Source organism: Pseudomonas sp. ANT_H12B, from assembly GCF_008369325.1.
GTDB lineage: Bacteria > Pseudomonadota > Gammaproteobacteria > Pseudomonadales > Pseudomonadaceae > Aquipseudomonas.
In genome coordinates this window covers 55,501-80,930 of the sequence record NZ_VOBI01000004.1, presented here as the reverse complement: position 1 = coordinate 80,930, position 25,430 = coordinate 55,501, and the positions used below count along the sequence as shown (strand labels likewise).

General features: G+C 55.9%; 27 protein-coding genes and 8 pseudogenes. 14 read left to right on the top strand and 21 right to left on the bottom strand.

Annotated features, from left to right (window positions below; genetic code table 11):
* Window positions 1-58: 58 nt before the first annotated feature.
* The gene (locus FQ185_RS07950; protein WP_256730395.1) at window positions 59-1,222 is read right to left on the bottom strand and encodes a tyrosine-type recombinase/integrase; all 1,164 of its coding nucleotides are present in this window, start codon (window positions 1,220-1,222) and stop codon (window positions 59-61) included.
* A complete protein-coding gene (locus FQ185_RS30500; RefSeq protein ID WP_256730388.1) occupies window positions 1,108-1,527 on the bottom strand; it encodes a hypothetical protein in 420 nt (139 codons plus the stop codon). Before FQ185_RS30500 ends, FQ185_RS07950 begins: the two co-directional genes overlap by 115 nt.
* Before the next feature lie 261 nt (window positions 1,528-1,788).
* Between FQ185_RS30500 and FQ185_RS07945 the strand changes: the two genes are divergently transcribed.
* On the top strand, window positions 1,789-2,241 hold the full coding sequence (locus FQ185_RS07945) for a helix-turn-helix domain-containing protein (protein WP_149417023.1): 453 nt from the start codon (window positions 1,789-1,791) through the stop codon (window positions 2,239-2,241).
* A 176-nt stretch (window positions 2,242-2,417) separates the two neighbouring features.
* Here the strand turns inward: FQ185_RS07945 and FQ185_RS07940 are convergent, their stop codons facing one another.
* Both FQ185_RS07940 and FQ185_RS07935 read right to left on the bottom strand, forming a co-directional pair.
* The gene (locus tag FQ185_RS07940) at window positions 2,418-3,017 is read right to left on the bottom strand and encodes an NADPH-dependent F420 reductase (RefSeq protein ID WP_048381744.1); all 600 of its coding nucleotides are present in this window, start codon (window positions 3,015-3,017) and stop codon (window positions 2,418-2,420) included.
* A 69-nt stretch (window positions 3,018-3,086) separates the two neighbouring features.
* Entirely contained in the window at window positions 3,087-3,821 is a 735-nt protein-coding gene (locus tag FQ185_RS07935) for an SDR family NAD(P)-dependent oxidoreductase (protein ID WP_048381746.1), read from the bottom strand.
* A 112-nt stretch (window positions 3,822-3,933) separates the two neighbouring features.
* On the opposite strand from FQ185_RS07935, the gene FQ185_RS07930 reads away from it, so the two are divergent.
* The gene (locus tag FQ185_RS07930; protein ID WP_149417022.1) at window positions 3,934-4,299 is read left to right on the top strand and encodes a helix-turn-helix domain-containing protein; all 366 of its coding nucleotides are present in this window, start codon (window positions 3,934-3,936) and stop codon (window positions 4,297-4,299) included.
* A 309-nt stretch (window positions 4,300-4,608) separates the two neighbouring features.
* On the opposite strand, the gene FQ185_RS07925 is transcribed toward FQ185_RS07930, so the two are convergent.
* From FQ185_RS07925 to FQ185_RS07900, 5 genes and pseudogenes are all read right to left on the bottom strand, one after another.
* Window positions 4,609-5,771, bottom strand: a protein-coding gene (locus FQ185_RS07925; RefSeq protein ID WP_149417220.1) for an IS3 family transposase whose coding sequence is annotated in 2 segments (ribosomal slippage) — window positions 4,609-5,516 and window positions 5,516-5,771 — 1,164 coding nt in all. Because the reading frame shifts where the segments join, the coding sequence is not laid out codon by codon here.
* 995 nt (window positions 5,772-6,766) lie between these two features.
* The gene (locus FQ185_RS07915; protein WP_306108874.1) at window positions 6,767-7,057 is read right to left on the bottom strand and encodes a L,D-transpeptidase family protein; all 291 of its coding nucleotides are present in this window, start codon (window positions 7,055-7,057) and stop codon (window positions 6,767-6,769) included.
* 205 nt (window positions 7,058-7,262) lie between these two features.
* Window positions 7,263-7,460: pseudogene (locus FQ185_RS07910) on the bottom strand (Nin-like protein); the annotation flags it as partial.
* A 124-nt stretch (window positions 7,461-7,584) separates the two neighbouring features.
* On the bottom strand, window positions 7,585-7,818 hold the full coding sequence (locus FQ185_RS07905; RefSeq protein ID WP_149417020.1) for a hypothetical protein: 234 nt from the start codon (window positions 7,816-7,818) through the stop codon (window positions 7,585-7,587).
* Window positions 7,815-8,057, bottom strand: a complete 243-nt coding sequence (locus FQ185_RS07900; RefSeq protein WP_149417019.1) for a hypothetical protein — start codon at window positions 8,055-8,057, stop codon at window positions 7,815-7,817. The genes FQ185_RS07905 and FQ185_RS07900 overlap by 4 nt, the downstream gene beginning before the upstream one ends.
* A gap of 217 nt (window positions 8,058-8,274) precedes the next feature.
* Between FQ185_RS07900 and FQ185_RS07895 the strand changes: the two genes are divergently transcribed.
* Window positions 8,275-8,517 (top strand): hypothetical protein, encoded by a 243-nt coding sequence (locus FQ185_RS07895; protein ID WP_149417018.1) that lies wholly within the window; start codon window positions 8,275-8,277, stop codon window positions 8,515-8,517.
* Between the two features lie 498 nt (window positions 8,518-9,015).
* Here the strand turns inward: FQ185_RS07895 and FQ185_RS07890 are convergent, their stop codons facing one another.
* Together FQ185_RS07890 and FQ185_RS07885 are read right to left on the bottom strand one after the other, a co-directional pair.
* Window positions 9,016-9,690 (bottom strand): polysaccharide lyase family 7 protein, encoded by a 675-nt coding sequence (locus tag FQ185_RS07890; RefSeq protein WP_149417017.1) that lies wholly within the window; start codon window positions 9,688-9,690, stop codon window positions 9,016-9,018.
* A gap of 106 nt (window positions 9,691-9,796) precedes the next feature.
* Entirely contained in the window at window positions 9,797-10,414 is a 618-nt protein-coding gene (locus FQ185_RS07885; protein ID WP_256730387.1) for a hypothetical protein, read from the bottom strand.
* Between the two features lie 357 nt (window positions 10,415-10,771).
* Here FQ185_RS07885 and FQ185_RS07880 point away from each other — a divergent pair, with 357 nt between their 5' ends.
* On the top strand, window positions 10,772-11,179 hold the full coding sequence (locus tag FQ185_RS07880; protein WP_256730386.1) for a hypothetical protein: 408 nt from the start codon (window positions 10,772-10,774) through the stop codon (window positions 11,177-11,179).
* Window positions 11,180-11,229: 50 nt separating this feature from the next.
* On the opposite strand, the gene FQ185_RS07875 is transcribed toward FQ185_RS07880, so the two are convergent.
* Window positions 11,230-11,487 carry a DUF1654 domain-containing protein gene (locus FQ185_RS07875; RefSeq protein ID WP_149417016.1) on the bottom strand — a complete coding sequence of 86 codons (258 nt, stop codon included), beginning with the start codon at window positions 11,485-11,487 and terminating at the stop codon, window positions 11,230-11,232.
* A 180-nt stretch (window positions 11,488-11,667) separates the two neighbouring features.
* On the opposite strand from FQ185_RS07875, the gene FQ185_RS07870 reads away from it, so the two are divergent.
* On the top strand, window positions 11,668-11,895 hold the full coding sequence (locus FQ185_RS07870) for a hypothetical protein (RefSeq protein WP_149417015.1): 228 nt from the start codon (window positions 11,668-11,670) through the stop codon (window positions 11,893-11,895).
* Window positions 11,896-12,043: 148 nt separating this feature from the next.
* Here FQ185_RS07870 and FQ185_RS07865 read toward each other — a convergent pair.
* From FQ185_RS07865 to FQ185_RS07825, 8 genes and pseudogenes are all read right to left on the bottom strand, one after another.
* A pseudogene (locus FQ185_RS07865) lies at window positions 12,044-12,449 on the bottom strand (hypothetical protein).
* Window positions 12,446-13,137, bottom strand: a pseudogene (locus FQ185_RS30495) (DUF433 domain-containing protein). Before FQ185_RS30495 ends, FQ185_RS07865 begins: the two co-directional pseudogenes overlap by 4 nt.
* A gap of 179 nt (window positions 13,138-13,316) precedes the next feature.
* Complete coding sequence (locus FQ185_RS07855; RefSeq protein WP_256730385.1) at window positions 13,317-13,568, bottom strand: hypothetical protein; 252 nt, start codon at window positions 13,566-13,568, stop codon at window positions 13,317-13,319.
* Window positions 13,540-13,740 (bottom strand): hypothetical protein, encoded by a 201-nt coding sequence (locus FQ185_RS30490; protein ID WP_149417014.1) that lies wholly within the window; start codon window positions 13,738-13,740, stop codon window positions 13,540-13,542. Before FQ185_RS30490 ends, FQ185_RS07855 begins: the two co-directional genes overlap by 29 nt.
* Window positions 13,741-13,840: 100 nt before the next feature.
* On the bottom strand, window positions 13,841-14,581 hold the full coding sequence (locus FQ185_RS07845) for a helix-turn-helix transcriptional regulator (protein WP_306108873.1): 741 nt from the start codon (window positions 14,579-14,581) through the stop codon (window positions 13,841-13,843).
* Window positions 14,582-14,658: 77 nt separating this feature from the next.
* A complete protein-coding gene (locus FQ185_RS31005) occupies window positions 14,659-14,808 on the bottom strand; it encodes a hypothetical protein (protein WP_371926602.1) in 150 nt (49 codons plus the stop codon).
* Window positions 14,809-14,834: 26 nt separating this feature from the next.
* Window positions 14,835-15,475, bottom strand: a pseudogene (locus tag FQ185_RS30485) (IS3 family transposase); the annotation flags it as partial.
* Window positions 15,445-15,966 (bottom strand): annotated as a pseudogene (locus tag FQ185_RS07825) (amidohydrolase family protein); the annotation flags it as partial. The pseudogenes FQ185_RS07825 and FQ185_RS30485, both read right to left, overlap by 31 nt.
* Window positions 15,967-16,121: 155 nt before the next feature.
* Here FQ185_RS07825 and FQ185_RS07820 point away from each other — a divergent pair.
* A pseudogene (locus FQ185_RS07820) lies at window positions 16,122-16,304 on the top strand (MFS transporter); the annotation flags it as partial.
* 298 nt (window positions 16,305-16,602) lie between these two features.
* A pseudogene (locus FQ185_RS07810) lies at window positions 16,603-17,776 on the top strand (transposase); the annotation flags it as partial.
* Window positions 17,777-17,778: 2 nt separating this feature from the next.
* Here the strand turns inward: FQ185_RS07810 and FQ185_RS07805 are convergent.
* Window positions 17,779-18,356: pseudogene (locus FQ185_RS07805) on the bottom strand (IS5/IS1182 family transposase); the annotation flags it as partial.
* Between the two features lie 291 nt (window positions 18,357-18,647).
* On the opposite strand from FQ185_RS07805, the gene FQ185_RS07800 reads away from it, so the two are divergent.
* From FQ185_RS07800 to FQ185_RS07770, 7 genes are all read left to right on the top strand, one after another.
* Window positions 18,648-19,424 carry a transporter substrate-binding domain-containing protein gene (locus FQ185_RS07800; RefSeq protein WP_149417011.1) on the top strand — a complete coding sequence of 259 codons (777 nt, stop codon included), beginning with the start codon at window positions 18,648-18,650 and terminating at the stop codon, window positions 19,422-19,424.
* A 64-nt stretch (window positions 19,425-19,488) separates the two neighbouring features.
* Window positions 19,489-20,166, top strand: coding sequence for an amino acid ABC transporter permease (locus FQ185_RS07795; protein ID WP_084379279.1), 678 nt, complete (start codon window positions 19,489-19,491; stop codon window positions 20,164-20,166).
* Window positions 20,163-20,897 (top strand): amino acid ABC transporter ATP-binding protein, encoded by a 735-nt coding sequence (locus tag FQ185_RS07790; protein WP_084379280.1) that lies wholly within the window; start codon window positions 20,163-20,165, stop codon window positions 20,895-20,897. The genes FQ185_RS07795 and FQ185_RS07790 overlap by 4 nt, the downstream gene beginning before the upstream one ends.
* A gap of 21 nt (window positions 20,898-20,918) precedes the next feature.
* Window positions 20,919-22,154, top strand: coding sequence for a cysteine desulfurase-like protein (locus FQ185_RS07785; protein ID WP_149417010.1), 1,236 nt, complete (start codon window positions 20,919-20,921; stop codon window positions 22,152-22,154).
* Window positions 22,155-22,187: 33 nt separating this feature from the next.
* Window positions 22,188-23,060 carry a MurR/RpiR family transcriptional regulator gene (locus FQ185_RS07780; protein WP_149417009.1) on the top strand — a complete coding sequence of 291 codons (873 nt, stop codon included), beginning with the start codon at window positions 22,188-22,190 and terminating at the stop codon, window positions 23,058-23,060.
* Between the two features lie 54 nt (window positions 23,061-23,114).
* Window positions 23,115-24,011 carry an allantoinase PuuE gene (locus FQ185_RS07775; RefSeq protein ID WP_149417008.1) on the top strand — a complete coding sequence of 299 codons (897 nt, stop codon included), beginning with the start codon at window positions 23,115-23,117 and terminating at the stop codon, window positions 24,009-24,011.
* Between the two features lie 178 nt (window positions 24,012-24,189).
* On the top strand, window positions 24,190-25,323 hold the full coding sequence (locus tag FQ185_RS07770) for an aminotransferase class V-fold PLP-dependent enzyme (protein ID WP_149417007.1): 1,134 nt from the start codon (window positions 24,190-24,192) through the stop codon (window positions 25,321-25,323).
* Window positions 25,324-25,430 lie beyond the last annotated feature (107 nt).

The window sequence follows — 25,430 nt, the reverse complement described above, 5'->3', positions numbered from 1 at the left end:
CAATCTTTTCAGGTTGGGCTTTTTCATGCGCGTGAGATTTGCGTGACTCCTTTAATTTTCACGCCTGCTTTCTCTTCAATATTGTCAGGACCGGCCCACGCGAATCGGTTGCTGATACCATGTTCGCAGCTTCAATCAGATGCCCGAGCTCAGCGCCCGAGTAGTGACTGGTGATGCTGCCGTTCTTGTGGCCCAGAAGAGCCTTGCGGTCTTCCTCGGTTACGCCTGCTGCGCGCAGCCGACGGCCAAATGTGTGTTTTAGGTCATGGATCCTTATGGATGCATAACCTGGGTGAGCGGGGCGAAGGTTTTCCTCCTGCCAGAGTTTCGCCGCTCTCACCCGAGCCTTCTTCCAAGCCGAGTCATTCATTCGATGCATCGCGGTGCCGTTGTAAGGAAAAACCCACTCCTTGCTCAGTCCGCGCTGCTGCTCGATGATCGACTTTGCCACGCTGTTGAGCACGACCAGTCGCTCGTCACCGTTCTTCACTCCAGACCGTTCGTGTCTGCCGCCAAAATCAGCCGGAATCAGAAACACGCTGGTCCCGAGCTCCGGCACCGAAATTTCCCAATCCCATCTCAGCTTGCAGACCTCCTGCTCCCGGGTGCCGGTGTTCACTTTGAACAGCGCCATCGTTTGCAGGTGTGCCGGCAATTCCGCGAAAAGAATCGACTGCTCCGGCCACGACATCGGGTACGGCTTGCGGCTCGACTTCTTCTCTTCCAGCTTCGTGAGCATCGGCACGCTATCCAGCCACGGCCTGCGCTCATCATCTCGCCACTTCCTGGCACACAACGACAAAACCCGAACCACACGCTCGATCGAGATATTCACCGTCCTGTTGCTGACACCTTTCTTGACCTTCCCGTCATCGAGCTTCTTGGTTGCCAGCCTATCCTTGATGAAAGGCGCCAGGGCCTGATCATCAATATGGGTCAGCTGCATGTCGCCTATGAACGGGTCCAATTGAGAAAGGTGGTGAGCTGAAAGCTTGATTGAAGGTTGATCCTTGAACTCCAGCAGGAAGCGAGTCGCCGCCTCCCGCCAGATCCTGACCTTCTTTAAGCCGTACACCTTCTGTTGCCGGATCTGCTCCAGCCGGTAGATCAGGTAGCGCTCCGCTTCTTCCCGGTCACCAGTTCCAGTGCTTTCGTAAAGTCGTTCTCCATTGATTTTCTTGTCGATATGCCAGATGCCTTTCCTCTCGGAGAGGCCTGTGATCGATTTTCGCGCCATGATTTATCTCCTTTCTGGCGCTCGCTGCGGGGCGATTGTTGCTCCGAAGCGCCATGTTTATCAATTGCCTTCGCTGCGACGTAGGCCGTGGCCCAGTCGTCCAGTTCTTCCCGGTCGAAGCCAACACCGCGTTCTCCGATCGGGAACTCGCTGACATAAGGGCGGACGGTTTTGTCGAACTCGGCGCGGCACATGCCCAGATAGATGGGCGCAGCACCGGCACGAATGAAGCGGGGAAGTATGTTTTCGCGCCGGGGCCGGGAGGGCGCCTGCGCCAGTTCTGCAGACATAAGTGCTCCATGCCGCGCGTGGCGGCAGAAGGTGGGGATGGGTTACGGTTTTTCGGGAAACCACTCGGTGTCGTACTCGATCTGGGTCACCCGAGCCGATGATGCTGATAGTGCTCATATGCTGAATCCTCATGGGGCAGGGCGTCGAACGATTCGGCGACCGCGTTCGGTGTGGAAATCATGCTGAGCTTTTCACTTGCAAAAAGCAAGTAATAATCTGAAATTTTACTTGCTCTGCGCAAGCGATGCTAAGATCCGTCGATGAAAACGACACCTAAAGAGGCCTTTCGGTCTCACTGTGCAGTGAATTATGGCGTGGAGGCATTCGGCGACCGGTGGTCGCTGCTGATCATCCGCGACATCGTCTTTACTGGGAAAAAGACCTACGGCCAATTCCTCAAGTCTGAAGAGGGAATCGCGACTAACGTCTTGGCTTCTCGTCTTGCCTTTCTTGAGGAGCAGGGAATTCTGTCGAAGAAGCCCAACCCCGATGACCGGCGCAAGGACTTTTATGCGTTGACCGAGAAGGGCCTGGACCTCATTCCGATTCTGCTGAACATCGTCCTGTGGAGCGCGAAACACGATTCGCAATCGTACGTGCGGCCAGGCTCGAAGCTCTTTGACCAGTTGAGCCAAAGTCCCGCACAGGTGAGCGAAGAGGTGAAAGCGCTATTGCGCGAGGGCGGATGTATCTTTCCAGCGGGTAACGAATGAGCGGACGGCCAGCGGGTGTCGTCACCTCCATCTGACGGCTGGTCATCGACCCCCTGTGCGCCCCGAATGTCTGTGGTGGCCGGTAGCAGACAATCGCAACGCGTACACTGCCAATTAAGCTGTGGCAATTTTTTTAAACGAGGCGCGGTCGCATCAAAATCAGTAATCGCGATCTCTCAGTCGAACTTGACGAGATCCTTGAAGATCAACTGCCCCCAGCTATTCCCGCGCGCTTGCACGAGTAGCCCGCCTTCAGAAAGGCCGCCTAGTTTGATCGGCGCGAAGCCGAGCGTTTCCCCGAGCGAGCCAATGTCCTCAGCGGCAGCGTCATCGTCGCTCGCTAAAAACACGACTCTTCTGCCACCCTGAACGGCCGGATCCTGGTCAAGGACAGTAGAGCCCAAATGGTTGAAGCCCTTCACCAGTCTAGCCCCCGTAAACGCCTGAGCAACGAACCTGGAAGATGGCTCACCATCCAGTTCCTCAGTAGATACGCCGTACGCATTGGTCACATCGATGATGGTCTTTCCCTTCCAGGTTGGCAGCGCCTTCGCGACATCGCGGTGTGACTCAAAGCGGACGGCCAAAAAGATGACATCTGCCTTGACGGCATCCGTCAGCGTTTTTGGAATGATCGTAGGCCCGATAACGGCCGCATCGGCTGCAAAGCTTTCCGGGCCACGAGTGTTTGCCACGGACACCTCAATGCTTTTACGGGCAAACGCCTTCGCAAGAGCTTGGCCGATCTTGCCGAAGCCGATAATTGCGTAGTTCATACTATTTCTCCTTGGGTTTACCACACCCGACAACGCTTCAAATAATGGAATGAGTGTGGGGCGCGGGGTTCAGAGTTGCGCCAAGCCGCCGTCGACAGCAAGCTCGCTGGCGGTCATGAAGCTGCTGTCCGAGGATGCGAGAAAGGCTGCTGCCGCCCCGATTTCTGATGGCTCGGCCATTCGCTGGAGCGGAGTCATCGCAGCGTAGGCCTTCTGACCTTCTTCACCTAACGCCTCCTTGGCGAGTTCGGTCGCGGTCGCCCCGGGCGACAGCACGTTGACCCGGATACCGGTGCCTTTCAGGTCCTCAGCCCAGGTCCGTGCGAGGTTACGCACTGCTGCCTTGCTCGCGCTGTAGGCGGTGAAGGCTGGAGCACCCGTGGTGCCGGCACTCGATCCGGTGAGGATGATCGAACTGCCCGAGCCCATCAGCGGCAGCGCCTGCTGGACCGTGAAGATTGTCCCCTTGACGTTGGTGTCAAAGGTTTCGTCAATGTGCTCGGCGGTGATATGGCCAAGCGCAAGTGGGCTCCCTGCCCCGGCATTGGCAAAGACGATGTCGAGGCTTCCGCGTTCGGCCTTCACTGCTGCGTAGAGCCGGCCGAGGTCGGCTTCACTGGAGACCGAGCCTTTCACTGCACGGGCGTTGGGCCCTAGTTCTGCCACTGCGGCGTCCAGCGCTTGCTGTCGGCGGCCAAAGATGAAGACGAAAGCGCCTTCTTCGATGAAACGCTTCGCTGCCGCGCGGCCGATGCCGGTAGCGCCACCGGTGATCACGGCGGTCTTGCCATTCAATCTGGTCATGTTGTGCATCCTTGGTTGCAGGTTGACGCAAGCAGAACTGCTTGCTTGAGGGCAAGGATGCATCTCTGATAACCTAAGGACAAGTATGCACCTTTTAGTAAGTAGGAGAGATATGACCACATCTGATGAAGTTTGCGGTACTGGCTGCGGGCTCAATGCGACGCTGCGTGTCATTTCGGGTAAGTGGAAACCGCTGATCCTTTTTTTTCTACGCGATGGTCCCAAGCGCTATGGCGAGTTGAAACGCTTGATCCCAGGAGTGAGTGACAAAGTGCTGATCCAGCAGCTAAAGGATCTTCAATGTGATCGCGTGCTGGCACGCAATGACTACCGGGAAGTACCGCCGCGCGTGGACTACACCCTCACGCCGCTGGGTAGCAGCTTGTCTAAGGCAATTCTCCCCCTGTGCGTCTGGGGAACCCAGAACGCGGCTGAAATGGCGAGTATCTTCGCCGAGCGTGAGGCCTTTGTTGGGTAGGACGTATAAGAGCACCTGAATTGGTCCGAGGTCGCCATGCATTAGATCGCGGCCGGCCCAACTCCTACGGTTAGCATGTGCGGTCAAACTTACTAGAGTACGGATTTTTTAGTATTCGTCGAATGGTCCGATGTCCGCTTATGGCCGTTGTCTGCCTGTCGCCTAATCGCGCTGACTACGCCGTTTCACGCGGGGCCCGAGCAACCGATCAATCATCGCCATCGCACTTGATCTCTTTCTTGTACTCATCTCGCTTGGCTTCAATCTTGACCTTGCAGCCGTGCTCCCGGAATTCGTCATTTGTAGTGGTCAACTAATCCCGGACACGACGTTAAGTTTTTCCTCGGCCCGCGCTGGCGCCAACCCATCGTTGAATTGATGAGGCCGAATCCAGTTGTAGCGATGCATCAAAAAATGGCTGATATCGCGCTGTGCTTCCTGCGCAGTTCGATAGCCCACGGTCGGTATCCATTCTGTTTTCAAGCTGCGAAATACGCGCTCCATCGGTGCGTTATCCCAGCAGTTTCCTCGTCGACTCATGCTCTGGCGCATGCGGTATCGCCACAACCGCTGGCGAAAGAGTCGGCTTGCATATTGCGATCCCTGGTCCGAGTGGAATAGCAGATCCGAAGGCCTGCCACGCTGCTCGTAAGCCATATCCAGCGCTTTGATCACCAGCTCAGCGTCTGGCTTTTCCGACAGCGCCCAGCCCACGATCCGACGCGTACACAGATCCAGGACGACAGCCAGGTAATGCCACTTTCCTTGCGCCCAAATGTAGGTGATATCGCCGCACCAGACTTGATTGGGCGCTGGCACGTCGAACTCGCGGTTCAATGTGTTCGGGATATCCAGTCTTTCTACTGTTGCTCGTTTGTAGGCATGGGGGCCGGGTTGTTTGCTGACTAAATCAAGCTCGCGCATCAAGCTACGCACTTTGAATCGACCGAGTTGCTCACCGTCTTCACGCATCAGCGACAGGATGCTGCGACTGCCCGCAGAGCTGCGGCTTTGCGAGAACAGCTCACTGACGCGACTACGCAATCGAAGCCGTTCAACATCGGGCGTGCGGCGCCGCAGGCGCTGGGCGTAGTAACACGAGCGAGTGACGTCAAACACCTTGCACAGCCAATCAACCGGCTCATGGGCGCTCAACTGGTCAATCAGCGCGAACGCTCGTGATCTTCCGACATCAAGAGCGCGGTAGCCTTTTTTAGTATTGATTTCTCTCGCTCAAGCCGAGCAATCCGGGCTTCCAGCTCCTGAATTTTTTGCTGTTCCGGAGTCAGTGCCTTGCTCTGCGGGGTGACGCCTTTATGTTCTTTCTGAATCTGGTCAACCCAGCGGCGCAATGCCGATTCACCAATGCCGAGTGAACGGCTGGCTTCGATGTAGCTGTAGTTTTGTTTGAGCACAAGGTCGGCAGCCTCGCGCTTGAATTCAGGAGTAAAGGAGCGGCGTTGTTTAGTCATCTGACACCTCAATCTGGCGAGCATTCTCGCCTAAATGGGTGTCCGGTTTCATTAGACCGCTACAATTCCACTCGCCGCGACGCCAACTGGCGCCGCGGCCATTCGGGCATTTGATCTCTTCCTTGTATTCATCGTCTTTGGATTCGATCTTTACCTTGCATGGCCCGTCCCTGTATTCGTCCTTCCACTCGCCACCCTCGCGTCCGCCTCGCCAGTGATCCGCTGACGCTGGCGTCAACATGACTGAGGTAATTGCAGCCACCACCCACATACCAAGCATGGGTCTCACGCTCATCTCACCACCTCTGCAATAAAAGACACTACGCGGGCAAGCTTTCCCCATAGCCCACCGTATCAGCGTCTTGATAGTAACGGTGTGCCTGCAGGTGATACGACAACGATCTGCGGCCGGTTTCTCCTATAGCGAGAAGAAACAGCGTGCTAATCGTCGGAAAGGAAAGATTTTAGGTGAGGGCTGCGGTTGTGCGGCCCTCCTATGATTTTCGACTTTTGAGAATGACCGCTTCTGGCCGATTTCTGCCTGTCACGACTGTCGCAAATCCAAACCCAAAGCGGGCATCCATGAGGTGATTCAACGATAATCTGTATGGGCACTCTTACCCTACATACAAGGAGGTAAGCCCGTCACGGGGGTAAGAAACAGTAGTTGTCAGTCACACTTTCAGGTTCAGAGTCAGGAACTTCAGTTGGTTATTCGTCGCAGAAAACGGCTTCTACATAATGCGGTTTGAATAGTGCTGCCGGAGCAGACAACTTGTCGGGCGGTACGGAAACCTTCATCTACGGAAAACCCATTGAGCCGAATCAGATCATGGGTTTTCCTCATTGACGATATGGGATTAGCGCGCAGGGCATGAGCACGATGTGGTTTCCGGCAACCTGGGAGGGTACTTCCTCCCATGGGTTCATAGGGGACTGAAGTGTGGCGCCATGGTTGGATGAATCTCTGAATCGTGCCCGGTGCTACGCCATTTTCAACGCTCCGGAAGTTTCCAGCGCTCCTTGTAAAGCTCATATTGCGCCACTGGCATTTGTACCAGCAGCGGGTTTTTCTGAGGGTCCAGCCAATCGAGCAAGTGCTTGATATTCTGCGGGTCCATGGCGGTGCAGCCATCGGTCGGGGTGCTGTTGGAGCGCCAAATGTGCATGAAAATACACGAGCCACCCTTGGCTGCAGCTGGCGTATTGTGTTCGACGACAATGCCCTGGCGATACACCTCGTCCTTGCGGTGCATTTGCTCAGAGCTGTTCCAATCTTTGCTCACGGCCGCGCTGTCGACCGGGGGTTGTAGTGGCTGGATTGGCTGTCATCCACGCATTCGCGGGTAACGCGGCGACGCAAAAGCATTTGACGATCATCGCGACTACGCACTGCTATGGTGCTTAATTTTTTTGCGAGGCGTATCTGACGCTCGCATTCGGGCTCGTTGGGCTGGGTAATTATTGATACAGCCCTTTCTTGCCCCGCTACTTGTGGATGATCCGGATCTTCAGTTCGATCGTGCAGAATCTGGTCACTGGGTTGGGCAAATACTTCCGTTTGCGGATCAGCGACTCGAACGGCTCACCCTGGCGGCTTGCGCTCTCGAAGTCGACAATCTCAAACCCGGCCTCGTTGTCCCGGAATTCAAGCCAGACGATCGGCACCGCCCAACGCTCTGCGCATTGGCAACTAGGGCTTCGCGAGACCTGCCAATCACCTCGTTGAACGGTAGGCCAAAACCCAGCAGGACCAGCTTCGATTCAATCTCGTCGAGCTGCTCGTCGATTAGTGATTTAACTGGTGCGGTCGTCATGCTGCAGCTCCTTGCCGGATCGATTCGTTATAGGTGGCGTAGATCTGATCGATGCGCGCCCTGTTGTGACGCTGCTCACCGTCGTCGATGACGCGCAACAGGTAGGCCAGAGTAATGACCGATGTCGCCGCCGAACTGGCGTTTGGTTTGCCAAGGTCGCGGATCATGTTGTTGATCTCGCCTTCGATCCAGGTGACAGCAGTCTGGTGATCCCGTGCTTCAGTGTTCACGCTGCGCCTCCTTTTGGCGGACAGACCGTTTCCATCTGCGCCATGGCCAGGCCAATGCGCCGTTTGAGACTTTTACGATCTTCAAGCTCACGGCGCTCAGACAGAGCTTGGGTACGCATCAACTCGGCGGCTTCGTAGTCGTGGAACTCTTCAGGCTTCGCTTTCTTCTCGCGATCCCAAGCGTCGTAGCGCCTGTCCCACTCCCGGGCCTGCGCACTGTCTGCATAGCTGGTTGCCATGGTCGCCTCCAGAGTGGCGGGTGTTGATCCAACAAAACTCGGCTGCACTCATCCTTTCCGCTGGTTGCCGTTGGGCGCGGAGGGGAGTGCATGCGGGTGGTGTCGGAGGGGAAGGGGCTCAGCGTTGAATTTGGCTTTTTGGTTTGCTGTATCTCACCAATGAATCAAAGAGCAACCTCACGGTCATATCGATGACTTTTGCTTTTAGGATGTTCAAATGAAGCGCGCAGTATTAATGTTTTTGGCCATTTCAGGTTCTCTCCTACTGGGAGGCTGTGGGCCTCACTGGGAAGATGGAGAAAGGTACGGTCGAGATCGTGACCGAGGGCATGATCACGATCGTAGGTACGACCGAAGGTATGACGATGATCGGCGGCATGACCGTGGATATGATCGTCGTGACGATGATCGGCGGTATGATCGCAATCACGATCGCGATCGTGACGATAGAGACGACTAACCCGCTCTGATCTCCCTTCTATGAAATCCCCAGGCCCGCTACTGGCGATGGCCTGGGTTTGCAGCATCAGCAGTGTTGGTGACTTCAGGTTGGGCCTACCTTTCGGCTGATACGCGGTCACATCGTCGGCCCTGCTGTCCGCTGCCTGTATGGGTGTTGGGCGCAGCCTTCAGGCTTGCTGTGCCACGCGGGTGGATCGCTTACTGGTGCATGACTGCAAATCCTCCGTGCTGGGTTGAACTAGTGCATTTTTTGCACTAGTTGGAATTGGGCAATGCAGGAGGCCGCCTTCGCGGTGTGTTCTCGTCCGCATCGGGGTGTGATCTGGCGGGGATTCGAACCCAAAAGACTTACGTCGACTTCGGCAGCGCTACCTAATCGACCGCACCTACGTTGTGAGGGGCCCCTGATCCGCCGAGACCAACTACAGATCACACCCCGATGCGCTCTCATAGAGAGGATCGGGCAGTTATCGTCAGGCTGACGGGTTGAGATTTCTCAGCCGTGGGTTATGGAAAGGTCGCTGATGATGCAAACCGAGCCGTCTTCAGGGTCTGTGGTGTCCGAGTAATCGATCTGGTTGTAGACGCCGCCGTGAAAGGCGAGAGTCTTGGTGTCCCAGGTGTTGTCGAGGCGCATGATTGCGGAGGTAGATTTAACGCCGTTGCAGCTCGCCGACACGGAGACGGCGCCGCTTGAGTTGGCGTGAATGTTGATCTTGAACAGTGCGCCGAGCGGCACGTTATCCAACACCGTCGTGTTGACCGGATCGTCTTGTAGGTAGCTCGACCGGAACCCCATCGTGATTCTGCCTTTGTTCCAGAACACCTTTACAGGCGGGCGGTCTGAACCCTTCACATGGATCTGGCCGACGACGACTTTCTGAAGCGAGTTGACCTTCAGAAGGCGCATCTCCTGGCGATTCCAGTGATCTGCCGCGCTGGAGAATAACCAGTAACCCGGCTCCTTCCATTCGCAGCGGGTACGCTTCGTGCTTTTACTGGAAGCCCCGAGTGTCGGCGCCGTCATCTGCAGCGAACCGTCTGGAAGCATTGAGACGATGTCAGGGCATTCAATCAGCGCCCGCCAGCCAATTAGCTCAAGTGCAATCGGGTTGGTCTCGGAAATTGGAAGGGAAGTCGCGATGGTGAAATTGCTGATGTCCACAGTCATTGTCGATTCCTTATTTCATTTGATGTTACCTGTTGCTCTGTCGAGCCGTGTTTGATGTAGGCCTACATCCGTCTGCCCACTCAGCGAATGGACAGAGGTGATGCTGTCAGTCGTAGATGCCGTAGCTGAAATCGTCTTCTTCGCAATCCACCAGTATCTTGGAGGCGCCGAAGTAAAGGGCGGCGAGCAACTTCTCGAACTTCGATCTGAAGCGCAGGGTTTGACCGATTTTCTCGTTGTCGATGCGGGCGGCATAGACAGTGCCAACTTGACGGCCTATCTCGTCACGGTCGCCGCCGCGCTTATCGAACGAGATGTGGATCGCGTTATCCAGGTTGTACTCGCTGCGTTCGCGGCTGCTATAGGGCGATTCTTCTTTTGGTTTCTTGTCGAAGTAGATGTGCAGGCCGCCGTATTCGGACTCTTGAAAGCGAATATCTGGACGCTCCCAGCGCTCCTCTGCGGCGCTTTCCTTGTGGTTGTCGATGAATGCTTCGAGAAGGTCTTGCAGGCGGACCACTTCGGGCATCTGGTCTTTAGTTAGAACTTCGTCGATGGCTTCCTGAGCGCGACGGACCATGTCGGCTTCTACACCGCTGTTCTCCCACTTCTCTTTCAGCGCTTTGGCGATCATGTGGTTGTAGCGGGTCAGCTCGAAAACCGTAGCCAGATTGGCTGGTACGGCTGGCTTGCGTGGTTTCGCGTACTCACATCTGGTGAGCACGGCCAGTTCCAGAGCTGGCGTGGCATCGACTATTTATTGCTCGCACTTACCGGATGAACCCGGGGTTGTCGATGGCGAGGATCCTGAGCTGTTAAAGAGCGGCGGATCTCTCGACCCTTCGCAGCTGGCCCCTGATTGGGTGCCGGTTGCGATGAAGTAGACATTACCTATGGGTAACTTTATATGCAATGCCTATGGGTAATTATTTTTTTACGTGTCCATAAAAATCCCGCTTGGTGGCGGGATGTCTAATTGCCATCATTGCTATACAATCGCGACCGGCCGAATCCGGCCAAGCCAATGATGGCGATATGGAGTGGGTGAGCTGTGATGATTCGTGGGAGAGTGGTAGCGGTAATGGCGGCGGCAACATTGGTGGCGATGTCAGGCTGCGCAAGCATTGTGAGCGACAGCAAGCCGGAGGTTGGAATCTACAGTTTGCCCACGACCGCTAAGTACAGCATAACCAACAGCCGAGGCATTATCGTTGCAAGCGGCGTAACCCCTGGGCGAGTGCTTCTTGAAAGTGGTCGCGGGTATTTCAAGGGCGAAGATTACAAAGTTACTTTTCGTAAAGAGGGGTACCAAGAAAGCACGGTGCCGATGAAGACAACCGTTAACGGCTGGTACTGGGGAAATATCGTGTTCGGCGGCTTGATAGGAATGCTGATAGTCGATCCGCTGACCGGCGCCATGTATACACTGCCGGACGATGTCACTGGCAGGCCTTCGCCCCTCGCTCCCGAGCAGGCTTCCATAAAGTAGGTTGGTCACAAAAAGCCCGCACACCGGCGGGCTTCATTCATTCGCTGCGGTCAATCTTCGCTGGGCACTGTCCAGTGGATGAACGCACCGCCGTCCTCCTGGTGCTCCACAGTGACGTTCTCGTTCTCGCCAATGTCCTGCATTAGCTGATTCCAGTCGTCCTCTGGCTCATCCGGCGAGCGGTATAGCGTTGCCTCCTTGGCTTTCTGTGCGGCAGGCGAGTTGATGATCTTCTGCACGCGCAGCCCCATCAGATCAAGCGGGGAGGGCGGGGTGGTAACCGCTGGTGCTTTTTTTGCCTTAGCCATGATATTCCTCTGATTACTGTATGGATGGACAGTATTTTATCCATGGGTAAAAGGCAAGCCGAAGGGAGAGCGCTTTTGTACCCTGAGATATCAAAAGGCCATGCAGGTGATAAGCTCTGATAGTGACTTCCGAGATTACTCGATGGACTGCACGCCATAAGCAATCAATACAGAGATCGTATGAAGGGTGAATTAAGGAAGCAGGCGCTGACCAACTGGCGAAAGCTGTTCTCTTTGGCTGCAAACCTCATAAGCGACGAGGCTCGCTACGACAAGTTGCTGCGGGCGGCGGATCACATGGAGCGGTCCGGGCTCATCAATAGCGACGAGTGGCGCAAGCTGGCTCAGCAAGCGGGAACATCTTTTGCGAGCACCGCAGAGTGCATGGGCGGCGCTGGCCAGAAATGAAAAAGCCCGGCACTTAAGTGAACAACATTAGGCACTTAGCCGGGCTTTCTGTAGACGGGGCCAAATCCCTTTGGCTGACTGCATTGTGCTTGGACGGTGTGACGAAGGCGTGACAGGGCAGATACGAAAAGCCCGGCGCTGGGCCGGGCTATATTTTGATTTGCTCAAATCTTCCAGGGTGTAGGAATTTCCAATTGACCTTGAAAGCCGCACCGCCTTTGATCAACTCCGCCTGGCTCAATGGCTGGCCACCACCTAACCAGATTCTGGGCTTTGCTCCAATACGGATCTGTTGACCACTGTTTTGCTAAGCAGAAAATCGGCAGGCCGCATTCACGGAACACTCGTCTCTCTGCATCACCTTTGGAAAACCTGTCTTGAGAGATGACTGCCCATCCTCCCTCCGCCTTAAGCTCTAGAATCCAATCGACGTCCTTGGTATCCGGAGGGAATCGATCTTTTAGCGCCAATACAGAATGCCCTTCAGGCTTTGATAATTCGTTGAGGGCGCGTGCGAGAGAAGGTGGAAGATTGTTATCTATCAAAAATTTCAAGCAGCGATTCCATGCTCGTAGGTGACTGCCGCATCCACTGCAGCAGGAGGGATTTCGAAGAGCATAGCGACACGCTTTATGCTTTGGCCCTCAGCTTGGTAGGCCTGATAAATCGCCGAGGTGTCTACGCCGGTCTTCGCAAGCAATGGCTTGCCGAAGTTGCGAGCAGGGTCCAGGACGACTGCCTTGCTACGCTTGAGCGGATACCACCACTCAGCACCGCCGCTTCCGGTGTAGTCAATCCCTTCGTAAAGGGAAGGCTTGATCACCTGCTTGAAAGCATATTGCCGCCTGACCAAATTCAGGAGCGCTTCGTCGCCAGTTTCATCTAGAACTGTCGCAAAAATATCCGCCCATCCGTCTGGAAGCGCTTACACGTGAAGGGATATTTTTGGTTAAAAAGTTCCATGGCATGCTTGGAAGCACTACGGATAGCCTGAAGGCTAACGCCGTGCTGTCGAAAGGTATGTACAAATCGAATTTCGAGAAGGTCGTGAAACCCCAGCAAGTTCTCTTCTAGGAAGGATAACTCTGGCTTCCAAAGACCGGGATGCTCCACGCCGTGAGCTTTGTACCCAAACATCCAGCGGCGTATATCCTTAGCCGGGATACCGGTGTACAGGCTTGCCTCGGCTGTAGTGTAAATGCCCACCCCGATGAGGCGGCTTGGCGACTCGATACTTTTTATTTACCCCTCCCTGTCCGTGGGCTAAACCTAAAATCCAATTTTTGGCGTTAAGGACCATTCGATCAACATTTCTAAGACGACATGCTCGCTAAAAAGTCATGCGACACAAAAACGGGCTATAAATCAATCTCCAGAAGGCCTCACCACCACCCCGTCCCGCACCTCATCAGCGTAAGCAGTCAGCCTGCCATAGCAATTCTCAGCGCTACCGCAGCCTCAAGCAGTTTATTCGCCTGGTTCGAGACAGCCGCCGCCAGGACATCGTTTCCAGCGTCCTTCAGCATCGCTGCCAAATCGAGCAGCTTGCCCACCTCGATCTCGACGACGCGAACGGATTCGGTTATCTGGTATTGAAGTGAGTGCGCCATGCCATCAACCCTCGCTCCAGATCCAGGATGGTCTTCAATGAAGAACCCTGCGACTTTCGCCAATCCTGATCCGGTCTAGTGCCCGGTTTAACGCATCCAAGGCATCGAGGAGGGCTTTCGCCTCGGCCTCTCGACCCTCTCCCCAAAGACGCTCAGCCATTTTGTTTAGGGCCTGGATGGATCTCTCGATGTCCGCAGCGGTTGCTGCTTTGCCTTCCTGATGTTTCTTCGGCATTGATCAACCCTTCCGCAGGGTATTGCTCTGTCTTTCAATTGTTAGCGCGAATACATCGCTCGGCAAAACGTGCCCTTCAGATCGCGGCCGCGCCAGATGACTACAGCAGCACCGAGTACCAGAAGACCTTGCCGATCAAGATGATCTCCTTGGCGATCATCTCTTCAGCCGTGTATTCCTCGTCTGGATGCTCCTCGCGGTTGTAGCTGCGCATCCGTACTCCTCCGCCAGGCAGGCGATATAGCGTTTTCACGCGAAGCTGACCGCCATGGTTGATCGCGTACATCTTTCCGTCGGTGATGGTGGTGCAGCCTTGATCTACGCCGACCGTGCTTCCGTGCGGAAGCACCGGCTCCATGCTGTTCCCGTTCACCGTGACGCACACGGCTTCGCTGGGCTGCACGTTCTGCCGCCTCAGGGTCATTTTGCCAAATCTGAGTTTTTGCTTGTGGGACTGGTGAACTGCGGTCCGTCCGCTTCCAGCAGATAGCTCTACTTCCTTGAGAAACGGCACATACACCTCGTCATCATCCAGGGGTGTGTCGTCATCCCATACATCTATAGGGCCGAGATATTGGGCGTTTGACTCTGGTATCTGCGCTGGCAATTCGAGATTTACATAGTCGAGCGAATGCCGGCGCAAGCCGAGCTTCAGCTCAATATCTCGCGCTACATCCTCGCCAATATTCTTCCGATTCTCAGCAGCCATAGTCGTGGATAGCAGCCGGGAAATGTAATTCGCATTTTTCCCGATAGCGTCCGCCAGCTTTGACTGCTTGCCTTCGAATTTTTGCTGCATGAGGTGGCGCAAGTTCTCGCGCCTAATTTCGAATAATTCCATCTGCGAATCATCGTTCCCTGTTACCGAAAGGTAAATTCCCTCTAGGTGTTACTTTGTGATTACCTGAGGGTAATAATCTAGTCTCTTATAGGAGGCCCGACATGCGGACCAAACTCCCAAGCCTGCTGGCCTGGCTCGATGGCTTCTTGGATGGCTTTATCGCCTTGGGCTTTTTCGTGCTGGCTGACTCGGTTGTCCGCAGTGGCGTCGAAGATCAAACGACCCACGTCGCCGCATTCGGCGGTCAAATGGCACAGCGCAAGCCGTCCGAGCACCAACGCGTATCGCTGGTTTTCGGCAATACGGCCTTCGTGTCGACGCGCACGCCGGGCTGCTTGATCCGGCGTTCAAGCAGCAGGTTGTGATCACGCATCACCCGGTAAACCCGCTTCACATTGATCGCGGGCAGCGACTGGATTTCACGTGCACGACGCAGCAATCCCCAGACACGACGGTAACCATAGCTGGGTAGTTCGCTGACCTGTTGCTGGATTTCGACCACCAGCGCAGTATCGTCCACAGGCCTGCTTCGCCATACTTTGGGCGATACCGATTGCTTGATTCGAACCGTTATTTGCGAGCGCGACACACCGAGACATTCGCTGACCAGCTTCATTGGTCGTCCCCCGGCAACAAGGGTGAGTGCGCAATCCATTTTCGCGACCGGGCGATCTCCACGGCCTCTTTGAGAATTTCCGCTTCCATCGTTTTCTTGCCCAGCATCCGTTGCAGTTCACGGATCTGCTTGAGCGCATCGCTCAGCTCGGAGGCAGGCACCACGGCTTCACCGGCACTGACCGCCGACAGGCTGCCGTCCTGATACAGCTTGCGCCACAGGAATAACTGGTTGGCTGAGGCTTGATTCAGACGACGACATGCATCAACTTTTGAACCCCCTCCCAAGCTTCAGCGCGCATACGCTCTAGATCGAGGCCCGGAATCACACCTTGGTCAACTACTAGTCGCCCCCCGACCATGCTGTATTGCACGGTAATTGGTTCCCCAGCAACCACCGGCGCCAGTGCGATATCGTGGAAGCCAAAGAACCGCGGATGATCAAGACCATAGATCACGATATCCGCAGCCTGCCCAATCTCCAGCGTACCGACCGAACCTAACCCCAACACCTGCGCGCCGCCGGCAGAGCCCCAATGGATGACATCTTCTGCGGTGGTCGCCGAAGCCCCCTGTCCAGCCCGATGAATCAACCACGCCGTGTGCGCTTCACCCACCATACTTCCTGACTCGTTCGACGCCACGCCATCCACTCCCAGGGATATCGCCACCCCGGCCTCCTGCATTTGTGGCACGGGCGCCACGCCGCTGCCTAGTCGAGCGTTGCTCGCTGGACAATGAGAAATGCCAGTGCCGGTTTGCGCGAGCAAATTATTTCTCGACACGTTGCGTGAACAAGTTCTTGAAGAGCGCGGCGGCCGACCATGATCGACCCTAACATCGGTATTCAAGGATGAAGCTGTCAATCAAGGAGTTTCCCGTGCCACGCTAAACCTCCCTCTCGCCATCGCCTGATCGTCTGCCCATGGGGGCTTTGCTCGCCCTGGCCATGACCGGTTTCGTTTGCGTCGTAACTGAAACTTTGCCTGCCGGTCTGTTGCCTCTGATCAGCGAAAATCTTGCCATTTCTTCCGCGATGGCCGGCCAGATGGTCACCGCTTACGCACTGGGTTCGGTGCTCGCGGTGATTCCTATGACCATTGCTACAGTTCCTCACTGGCTGTTTCGGGTCAAGTCACTTCAGCCCTGGACTATTACAGCTGAAGATATTGCCGTCTATGCACGCCAGCTTGCCGCACCTGGCGCATTGCGAGCAGTGAACGGGTACTACCAGTCCGCGTTGTCGCCCGAGGGGGTTGCCGCAAACCGGCTTCGCGCTGAGAAGCAGCTTGATATACCGGTGCTGGCACTGGGGGCGGAGCGAGGGGGCGGCGATCATATCGTCAAGGCATCGCAGGCCTTAGCAACGAATGTCCAGGATGAAGTGATCCTTAAAGCCGGCCACTATCCGCCCAGAGTGTGTAAAAACGCCTCCGCGAACCCTTGCTCCCGAGAGCCTCGACGACTACGTCAGCGATACCAATCCGGTGCGTGTAGTCGACGTCTTGTCGACGAACTCGACCTGGTCAATCTGGGTTTTGAAGGTGCCATTCCAGCCGATACTGGCCGGCCGGCTTACCACCCCTCGGTCCTGCTGAAGATCTAAATCTACGGCTATCTCAACCGCCTCCAGTCGAGCCGACGTTTGGAGCGAGAAGCCCAACGCAACATCGAACTGATGTGGTTGACCGGGCGTTTGATGCCTGATTTCAAAACCATCGCCAATTTCCGAAAAGACAACAGCAAAGCCATCAGAGGGGTCTGTCGCCAGTTCGTTGTGCTGTGCCAGCAGTTGGGGCTGTTCGGAGAACATCTGGTCGCCATCGATGGCAGTAAATTCAAAGCAGTCAACAACCGCGACCGCAATTTCATCAGCGCCAAACTGAAACGGCGAATGGAAGAAGTTGAATCGAGCATCAATCGTTACCTGGCGGCACTCGATGCTGCCGATCGGCAAGAACCAACAGCTTCCGAGGCCAGCGCCGTGCGGCTGGAAGAGAAAATCGCCAAGCTCAAAACTCAAATGAAGGAGCTTCAGGCGATCGAAATCCAGCTCAATGAATCGCCGGGCATGAAGTGACCAACGTCGGTTCCGACCGCGATCAACTCAGCTCGATGGCCAAGCAGGCCCGCGAGGCGATGGCGTCAGATACGTTGTCGGTGGTGGCTGATCGAGGTTACTTCAAAAGCGAACAAATCCTGGCCTGTCACGATGCAGGCATCACCGCCTATATGCCCAAGCCGATGACCTCTGGAGCCAAGGCTGACGGGCGTTTCAATAACGATGCCTTCATCTATGACGCGGCAAAAAACGAATACATTTGCCCGGCTGGAGAGGCGCTGATCTGGCACTACTCCTACGTTGAAAAAGGCCTGAAGCTGCATCGTTACTGGAATTCGAAATGCCGGGGCTGCGCGTTGAAATCGCAGTGTACCCCGAGCACGGAACGACGAATTCGACGCTGGGAACATGAAGCTGTACTGGAGGAAGTGCAGGCCCGGCTGAGCAATGCACCGGAGATGATGCGAGTCCGAAAACGGACTGTTGAGCATCCCTTCGGGACGCTCAAACAATGGATGTGAACGTTGTAGCCAACCGTTCCGGTGCCTCGGCCGCTCGTAGCCATTGAGCGGGCATCTGGGTCTGTGAGGGAGATCTGCTGGTCTGGACTTTCGTGGAGCTGCGCCTCGATGTCCTTGAGTTTCTGCATCTGCTTTTTCAGTGTTTCGATCTTTTCTTTAAGCCGCTCTGCTTTGGCCTCGGCCACTTCGGGCGTTGCCCGATCCGCCGAATCCATCGCCGCCAGATATCGATCAATGCTCTGCTCGATCTGCTGCATGCGTGCCTTCACCTTGCCCTGAGTGAAGTTGCGGCGGCGATTATTGACGGCTTTGAATTTGCTGCCGTCGATGGCGATGATCGACTGAGAGAAGAGATTGAGGTTGCGGCAAAGAACTACAAACTGGCGGCATACGCTGCAAATGGTTTTCCGTTGTCTTTGCGAAAGTCGGCAATGGTTTTGAAGTCCGCGCCCAGGTCGAGTTCATCGACGAAAACATCGACCACTCGCACTGGATTTTCTTCAGCTATGTAATCGTCCAAGCGCTCAGGCAGCAACGTGACTTGCGTCCGACCCTCACCTTCAATGAATCGCTTCATGATCGCCCCCGATACGATCTAGACGATCAGAAGGTTAGACAATCACTGGCGTTTTCACACAGCTTGGGTCGTTTCCTGCCTGCGGCGAGGTGTGAGTGTCCTCCTCGGTCTGTTCTGACCGCACCTAGCCCTTTGGACGTGACATTTACGGGAAACTGATGATGGCCGTGGAGTAAAAAATCCATATTCAATAGCTATTGAAATAAATACTCCATTGATTTAACCTCGGTTTCACGTTGTACGAGATCAACCGCTGTTAGCACCTAAAAAAACAAACAATCGGGAGCAGACATGAAAGCGAAAGTGATGTTGGGATTGTTCATGACGGCCGCAGTTTCACTGCCAGCCTGGGCCGCGGACTGGACCGTAGGTGCTAACGTTGGCAACGTTCCCTGGGAGTTTCAGGATTCCAAAGGTGAGTTTGTCGGCTTTGAAGTCGATGTTGTAAAAGAGGTGGCCAAACGCGCCGGAAAAAGCGTCGAGTTCGTCAATATTCCTTTCAACGGCCTGTTCAGTGCCGTGCAATCAAAACGTGTCGAGATAGCTATTTCGTCGATCACCATCACCCCTAAGCGCCTGGAGTCGGTGGCCTTCGCACAGCCTTACTTCGACAGCGATCAGTCCCTGACCTCGCTGACGACGTCCAAGGTCAAGAGCCTGACCGACATGAATGGCAAAGTGGTTGGCGTCGATACCGGCTCGACCGGCGACATGTGGATCGGCCAACACAAGGACGAGTACAAGTTCGCTGATGTTTCGCGCTACGAAGGACTCTCTCCGGCCATGCTCGATTTGGCTTCGGGGCGAATCGATGGCTACCTCAGTGACATTCCGGCAGTGCTCTACTACATCAAGGACAAGCCGCAATTTAACATCGTTGCTCGAATCCCTACCGGTGAGCGCTACTCGCTGATGCATGCCAAAGGCTGGGCGATGAGCGATCAGGTCAACGACATCATCAGCAAGATGAAAGAAGACGGCACGCTTGGAAAAATCCACAAACAATGGTTCGGCACTGACGCCGATAAAGAATCGAGCACTATGAAAGTGACCCCTGTCCTCAAGTAAGCCCTGCCGATAATGCGTGAAAGTGGCGACACCCGTGCGCCACTTGTATTGACCGAGGTATCCCATGGATCTTTTGCAGACATTCTTCAACTGGAACGTGCTCGTCGATTCGCTTCCGCTGATGATGCGTGGTTTGGGCGTGACCATTTTGCTTGGGGTGGTGAGCATCGTCCTGGGCCTGGTCGGTGGCCTTTTGCTAGCGTTGCTCCGGTTGTACTCCTACGCACCCATTCGAGCGCTCGCACGAATCTACATCGATATCATGCGCTCCATTCCGTTGCTGGTTTTGCTGGTACTCATCTATTACGCGCTGCCTTTTGTGGGCATCCGACTGTCTTCTTTTGCGGCCGCTGCCAGTGCGCTCTCGCTTGTCTCCTGCGCCTACAGCGCAGAAATTTTTCGGTCAGGCATCGAGGCCATTCCCCGGGGCCAGTTCGAAGCAGCGGCGTCTCAAGGCATGAGCTTTTTCAACACCATGCGCGACGTTGTTTTGCCGCAAGCCATCCGCATCGTACTGCCGCCCATGACCAGCAATTGCATCAACGTCATGAAAGACACGGCGCTCGCCTCGGTGGTAGCGATGCCTGACTTGCTGAAACAGGCGACCCAGGCTCAGGCACTGGCTGCGAACCCGACACCGCTGGTTGGAGCCGCCTTGCTGTACCTGTTGCTGCTGTTGCCGCTGGTGCAAATGGTCAGTTGGGTTGAGCGTCGTAATGCCTCTGGAGGAAAAACCGCATGAGCACCTTGATCGACATCGAAAAGCTCGACAAGTACTACGGCAGCTTCCAAGCGTTGAGCGACATCAATTTGCAGGTTGAAGAAGGTGAAGTGGTGGTCATTCTTGGCCCGTCCGGTTCGGGAAAATCGACCTTGATCCGCTGCATCAACCTGCTTGAAAACTACCAGCAAGGCGATATCCGCGTGGCCGGTGAGCGGGTGGAGAACGGCCCGCGACTGGCCGCCATCCGCAGTGAAGTAGGCATGGTGTTTCAGAGTTTCAACCTCTATCCGCACCTCACTGTGCTCGACAATGTGTCGCTGGCGCCGATCCGTGTGCGCGGTCTGAGCCGGCGTGACGCGCATGCGCGGGCCAGGGAATTATTGGTGAAGGTCGGGATGGGCGATCACGCGCACAAATACCCGAGCCAATTGTCTGGCGGCCAACAGCAGCGTGTTGCGATTGCCCGCACCATGGCGATGGAACCTCGCGCGATTCTGTTCGATGAACCGACTTCGGCGCTGGACCCGGAAATGGTTGGCGAGGTACTCGATGTCATGCAAAACCTCGCGCGCTCCGGCGTCACGATGGTCGTGGTCACTCATGAAATGGGTTTTGCCCGTCGGGTCGCCGACCGGGTGATCTTCATGGAAAGCGGACGCATTGTTGAGCAGAACATCCCCGAACCGTTTTTTACCGCACCTCAGGAACCTCGCACACAAGCGTTCCTGCAGGCCATCTTGCATCATTGAATCCGGCTGGAGAAAAGTAGAGTGAATCCTCTCGATATTGATTACGTTCGCAAGCAATTTCCAGGTCTGGCCGATGGCTTTGCCTATATGGACAACGCCGGTGGTTCAATGGTGCTGAGCGCCGTAGCGGAGCGGGTCGTTGATTACATGCTCCACAGCAGCGTGCAATTGGGCGCTTCCTACCAACCTTCCGTCGACGCCGGGGCCCGAGTGATGCAGGCGCGGCATTCGGTGATGCAGTTGATCAACGCCGAGCATCCCGAAGAAGTGATCATGGGCGGTTCGACCACCCACTTGTTGCAAATACTGTGTCGTGCCATCGCCCCGTCAATCGTTCCAGGCGATGAAATCATCGTCACCAATTGCGATCACGAGGCGAATATCGGCCCTTGGGTCAAGCTTTGCGAAAGCCGCGGTGCGACCCTGCGCGTCTGGCAGGTCAACCAGGATAGTTGTGAGCTGGAGCTGGATGACCTGCAGGTCTTGCTCAATGAGAAAACCCGTTATGTGGCCATGACCCACACCTCGAATATTCTCGGTTCGATCAATCCAGTGGCCGAAGTTGCGCGGCGTGTTCACGCGGTGGGGGCCAAGCTGTGCGTGGACGCGGTTGCGTATGCGCCGCACCGCTTGGTGGATGTGCAGGCCAGCGGCGCCGATTTCTACGTCTACAGCTTCTACAAAACCTTCGGCCCGCATTTTGCCGTGCTCTGGGGACGTCGTTACCTGTTGCTGGAACTGCCGAGCCTGAACCACTTCTTTATCGGCCAGGACGTGGTGCCTTATAAATTGCAGCCGGGCAACGTCAATTATGAGCTGTCCTTCGGTTGCATCGGCATCACCGATTACCTGCTCGACGTCAGCGCGAGACTGGGCGCTCAAGGCAGTGAGCGTAAACGTATGCAGGCTGCTTTCGATGCGTTCGAGGTGCAGGAAGATTTGCTTGCCGAACGCCTTCTGACATTTTTGCGCCAGCGCGAGGGTGTTCGCATCATTGGCAAAACGCACATCCGCGATCGTGTGCCAACAATCAGTTTCGTGGTCGAGGGCGTGCAGTCCGAGGCTGTAGTGCGCAGAATCGATGAGCACCGCATCGGCATTCGTTTTGGTGACTTCTATGCGCGGCGACTTATCGAAGCCCTTGAGCTTGACCGTTTTGGCGGGGTAGTGCGGGTGTCGTTGGCGCATTACAACACGCTGGAAGAGGTCGACCGGCTCATCACTGCGCTGGATCAAGCCATCACCGCGTTGCGTTGACGCACACACTTCAAACTTTTACGAGCCTACCCCATGGCCTTACCTGAAACCCTGCCAGAGCTGCGTGACTGTATCGCGGCCCAGCATGAACAACTGACAGGTCGCCTGCGCGATGCTGCCCGATTCCTGATCGACAACCCGCATGAGATCGCACTGAACACAGTGGCCGAGTTGGGAAAGCGTTCAAGCATCGCACCGTCGGCTTATATTCGGCTGGCTCAGGCGCTGGGTTTTGCAGGGTTCAAGGATTTGCAGCGGGTGTTCCGTGCGCCGCTGCAACAGGCTGCCGATACGCACAGCGAGCGAATTCGCCACTTCGGTGGTGAAACATTGCTGGAGGATCCGAGTGATGTTGGGGGAATTCTGCGCGAATTCAGCCAAGCCAATATCGTTTCTCTCGAACACCTGGCGCAAGGCGGTGAACAGGCCAATATTGAAGCGGCCATCGGCCATTTGCAGGTCGCGCGCACCACCTTCGTTATCGGCATGCGCCGTGCCTTTCCGGTGGCGGCGTATCTGAGCTACGCGTTGAGTCGCGTGGGCCGGCGAACCGTGCACATCAGCGGCGCTGGCGGCACGCTGCCCGAGCAGGTCAGTGCCATTGCCGATGATGATTTATTGATAGCCGTCAGCTTTCCGCCCTACGCCAATGACACCGTCGAGGCCTGTCGCCAGGCGACGCAAGCGGGCGTGACGCTGGTTGCAATCACCGACAGCGTTCTCAGCCCCATCGGGCAGATCGCTGACACCGTGATCGAGGTCAACGACGCCGAATTATTGGGCTTTCGCTCGCTCACGGCGTCTTTCTGTATTGCGCAAACCCTGGCCATGGGACTGGCCTTCAGCGAGAGGCTGTCGGACAGCGGCACCCTTAGCCATGATCGGTTGGAAGATATCGACTGTTAAGTCGCAACTTTCACCGCGTACTTATTCAACCCGTCACTTCAGGAGAATATCCCGATGGTTTCACCTGCACGCGATTTAGTGGGTTACGGCAGACAACGCCCACAAGGCACCTGGCCCAATGGCGCACGACTGGCCATCAGCCTGGTGATCAACTACGAAGAGGGTTCCGAGCGCTCGCTGGCCATGGGCGACCCAGACCAGGAATCAATGACCGAATGGGGCAGTTATTCAATACCCGACGGCACTCGCAACCTGGCGATGGAGTCGATGTACGAGTACGGCTCACGCGTCGGGATCTGGCGGATTCTGGATATTCTTGACCAGCAATCGGTTCGTTCCACGTTTCATGCTTGCGCAGTGGCGTTTGAACAGAACCCGGATGTTGCACTCGCTGCAGTTGCAGGTGGTCACGAAATCTGCAGTCACGGTTATCGCTGGGAGGAAGTGTTTCGCCTGACTGAAGAGCAAGAGCGTGAACACATGCGTTTGGCAATCGAGTCGTTCGAACGCACCTGCGGCAAGCGTCCCGTTGGCTGGTATTGCCGGTATGGCGCCAGCGTCAATACCCGTCGCCTGGTCGCTGAGGAGGGCGGTTTTCTCTACGATTCCGATGCCTACAACGACGATGTTCCCTACTTTGTCGAGGTCGAGGGTAAGCGTCATCTCGTGGTGCCTTACACCGCCGACGTGAACGATTTCCGTTACTGGAACTCTCCGGGGCTTTCGCAGGCATCGGATTTTTTCGAGTACATGAAAGAAAGCTTTGAGGTCCTTTATGAAGAGTCGGCTCAAGGGCCACGCATGATGTCGATCGGGCTACACCCACGTATGGTGGGCCGTCCAGGGCGGATAAGGGCGATCAAGCAATTCATCGAGTATGCCAAGCAACACGCCGGTGTCTGGTTTGCCACGCGCGAAGAAATCGCCCGTGCCTGGCTTGAACGAACTTGATGGCGTGGCAATCACGCCCGATCAAAAATATGCTGCGCTATACCGCACTGTGGTGAAAAAGCTCAGGGGGAACAGCCTGCCGCTCGGCAGAAGTCGCTCAGTCCCGAGCAATCTTGTCATTTGCCAAAGCTTAAGGCAGGGTCGATACCACTGACATCTCTGCCAAAGGAGTCACCCCATGTCAAAGCTATATCCCAGTATTGATCCTGAGGGACTGGTCGAGTACTCCGTGGTCTACACCGACCGCTCGCTCAACCACATGTCGCAGTCATTTCAAGCCGTGATGAAGAACATTTCCAGGACCCTGAAACAGGTCTACAACGCCCAGGCTGTTGCGGTGGTCCCGGGCAGCGGCACATTCGGCATGGAAGCGGTGGCGCGACAGTTTGCCACCGACCAGCAATGCCTGGTGATACGCAACGGCTGGTTCAGTTATCGCTGGAGCCAGATCCTTGAGATGGGCAACATCCCGGCGGCCACTACGGTGCTGAAAGCCCGACCGGTCGACACGGGTCGCCAGCCTGCCTACGCCCCACCCCCTCTGGACGAAGTGCTGGCAGCCATTGCGGCGCAGAAGCCGCAGATTGTTTTCGCTCCCCACGTTGAAACCTCATCAGGGATTATCCTGCCCGACGAGTACCTGCGGGCCGTTGGCGACGCCGTGCATGCGGTGGGAGGCCTGTTCGTGCTGGACTGCATCGCCTCAGGCACGCTTTGGGTTGATATGCACAAATGCGCAGTCGACCTGCTGATCAGCGCACCGCAGAAAGGCTGGAGCGCCTCCCCTTGCTGCGCCCTGGTGATGCTCAGTTCTTTGGCCCTCGAGCGCATCGAACAGACGCAGAGCAGCAGCTTCGCCTGCGACCTGAAAAAGTGGCTTCAGATCATGCAGGCCTACGAACAAGGCGGACATGCCTACCATGCAACCATGCCCAGCGATTCCCTCGCGCGGTTTAACGAAGTGATGAAAGAGACGCAAGCCTACGGTTTCGACAAGGTCCGCGGCGAACAACAGGCTCTGGGCGATCGAGTGCGCGCAATGTTGACCGGCAGAGGCATCAAAAGCGTGGCCGCAACCGGCTTTCAGGCCCCTGGTGTAGTGGTGAGCTACACCGATGATGCCGACATCAAAAGCGGCAAGAAATTTGCCGACCTCGGCCTGCAGATCGCCGCTGGAGTTCCGTTGCAATGCGACGAGCCGGCGGACTTCCAGACCTTCCGCATCGGTCTGTTCGGACTCGAAAAGCTGCACAATATCGAGCGCACGGTCAGCACCCTCGCGCAGGCTCTGGACGAGGTGATGGTTAACTAAGCCGGTATCCGTCAGCGTTACCACAGTGGTCAAGGACATGTTGAAAACCATGGGCGTAGACACGCGCCGCCTGACTGGCCGGGGCCGGTTACTTCTGGAAGAGGCCT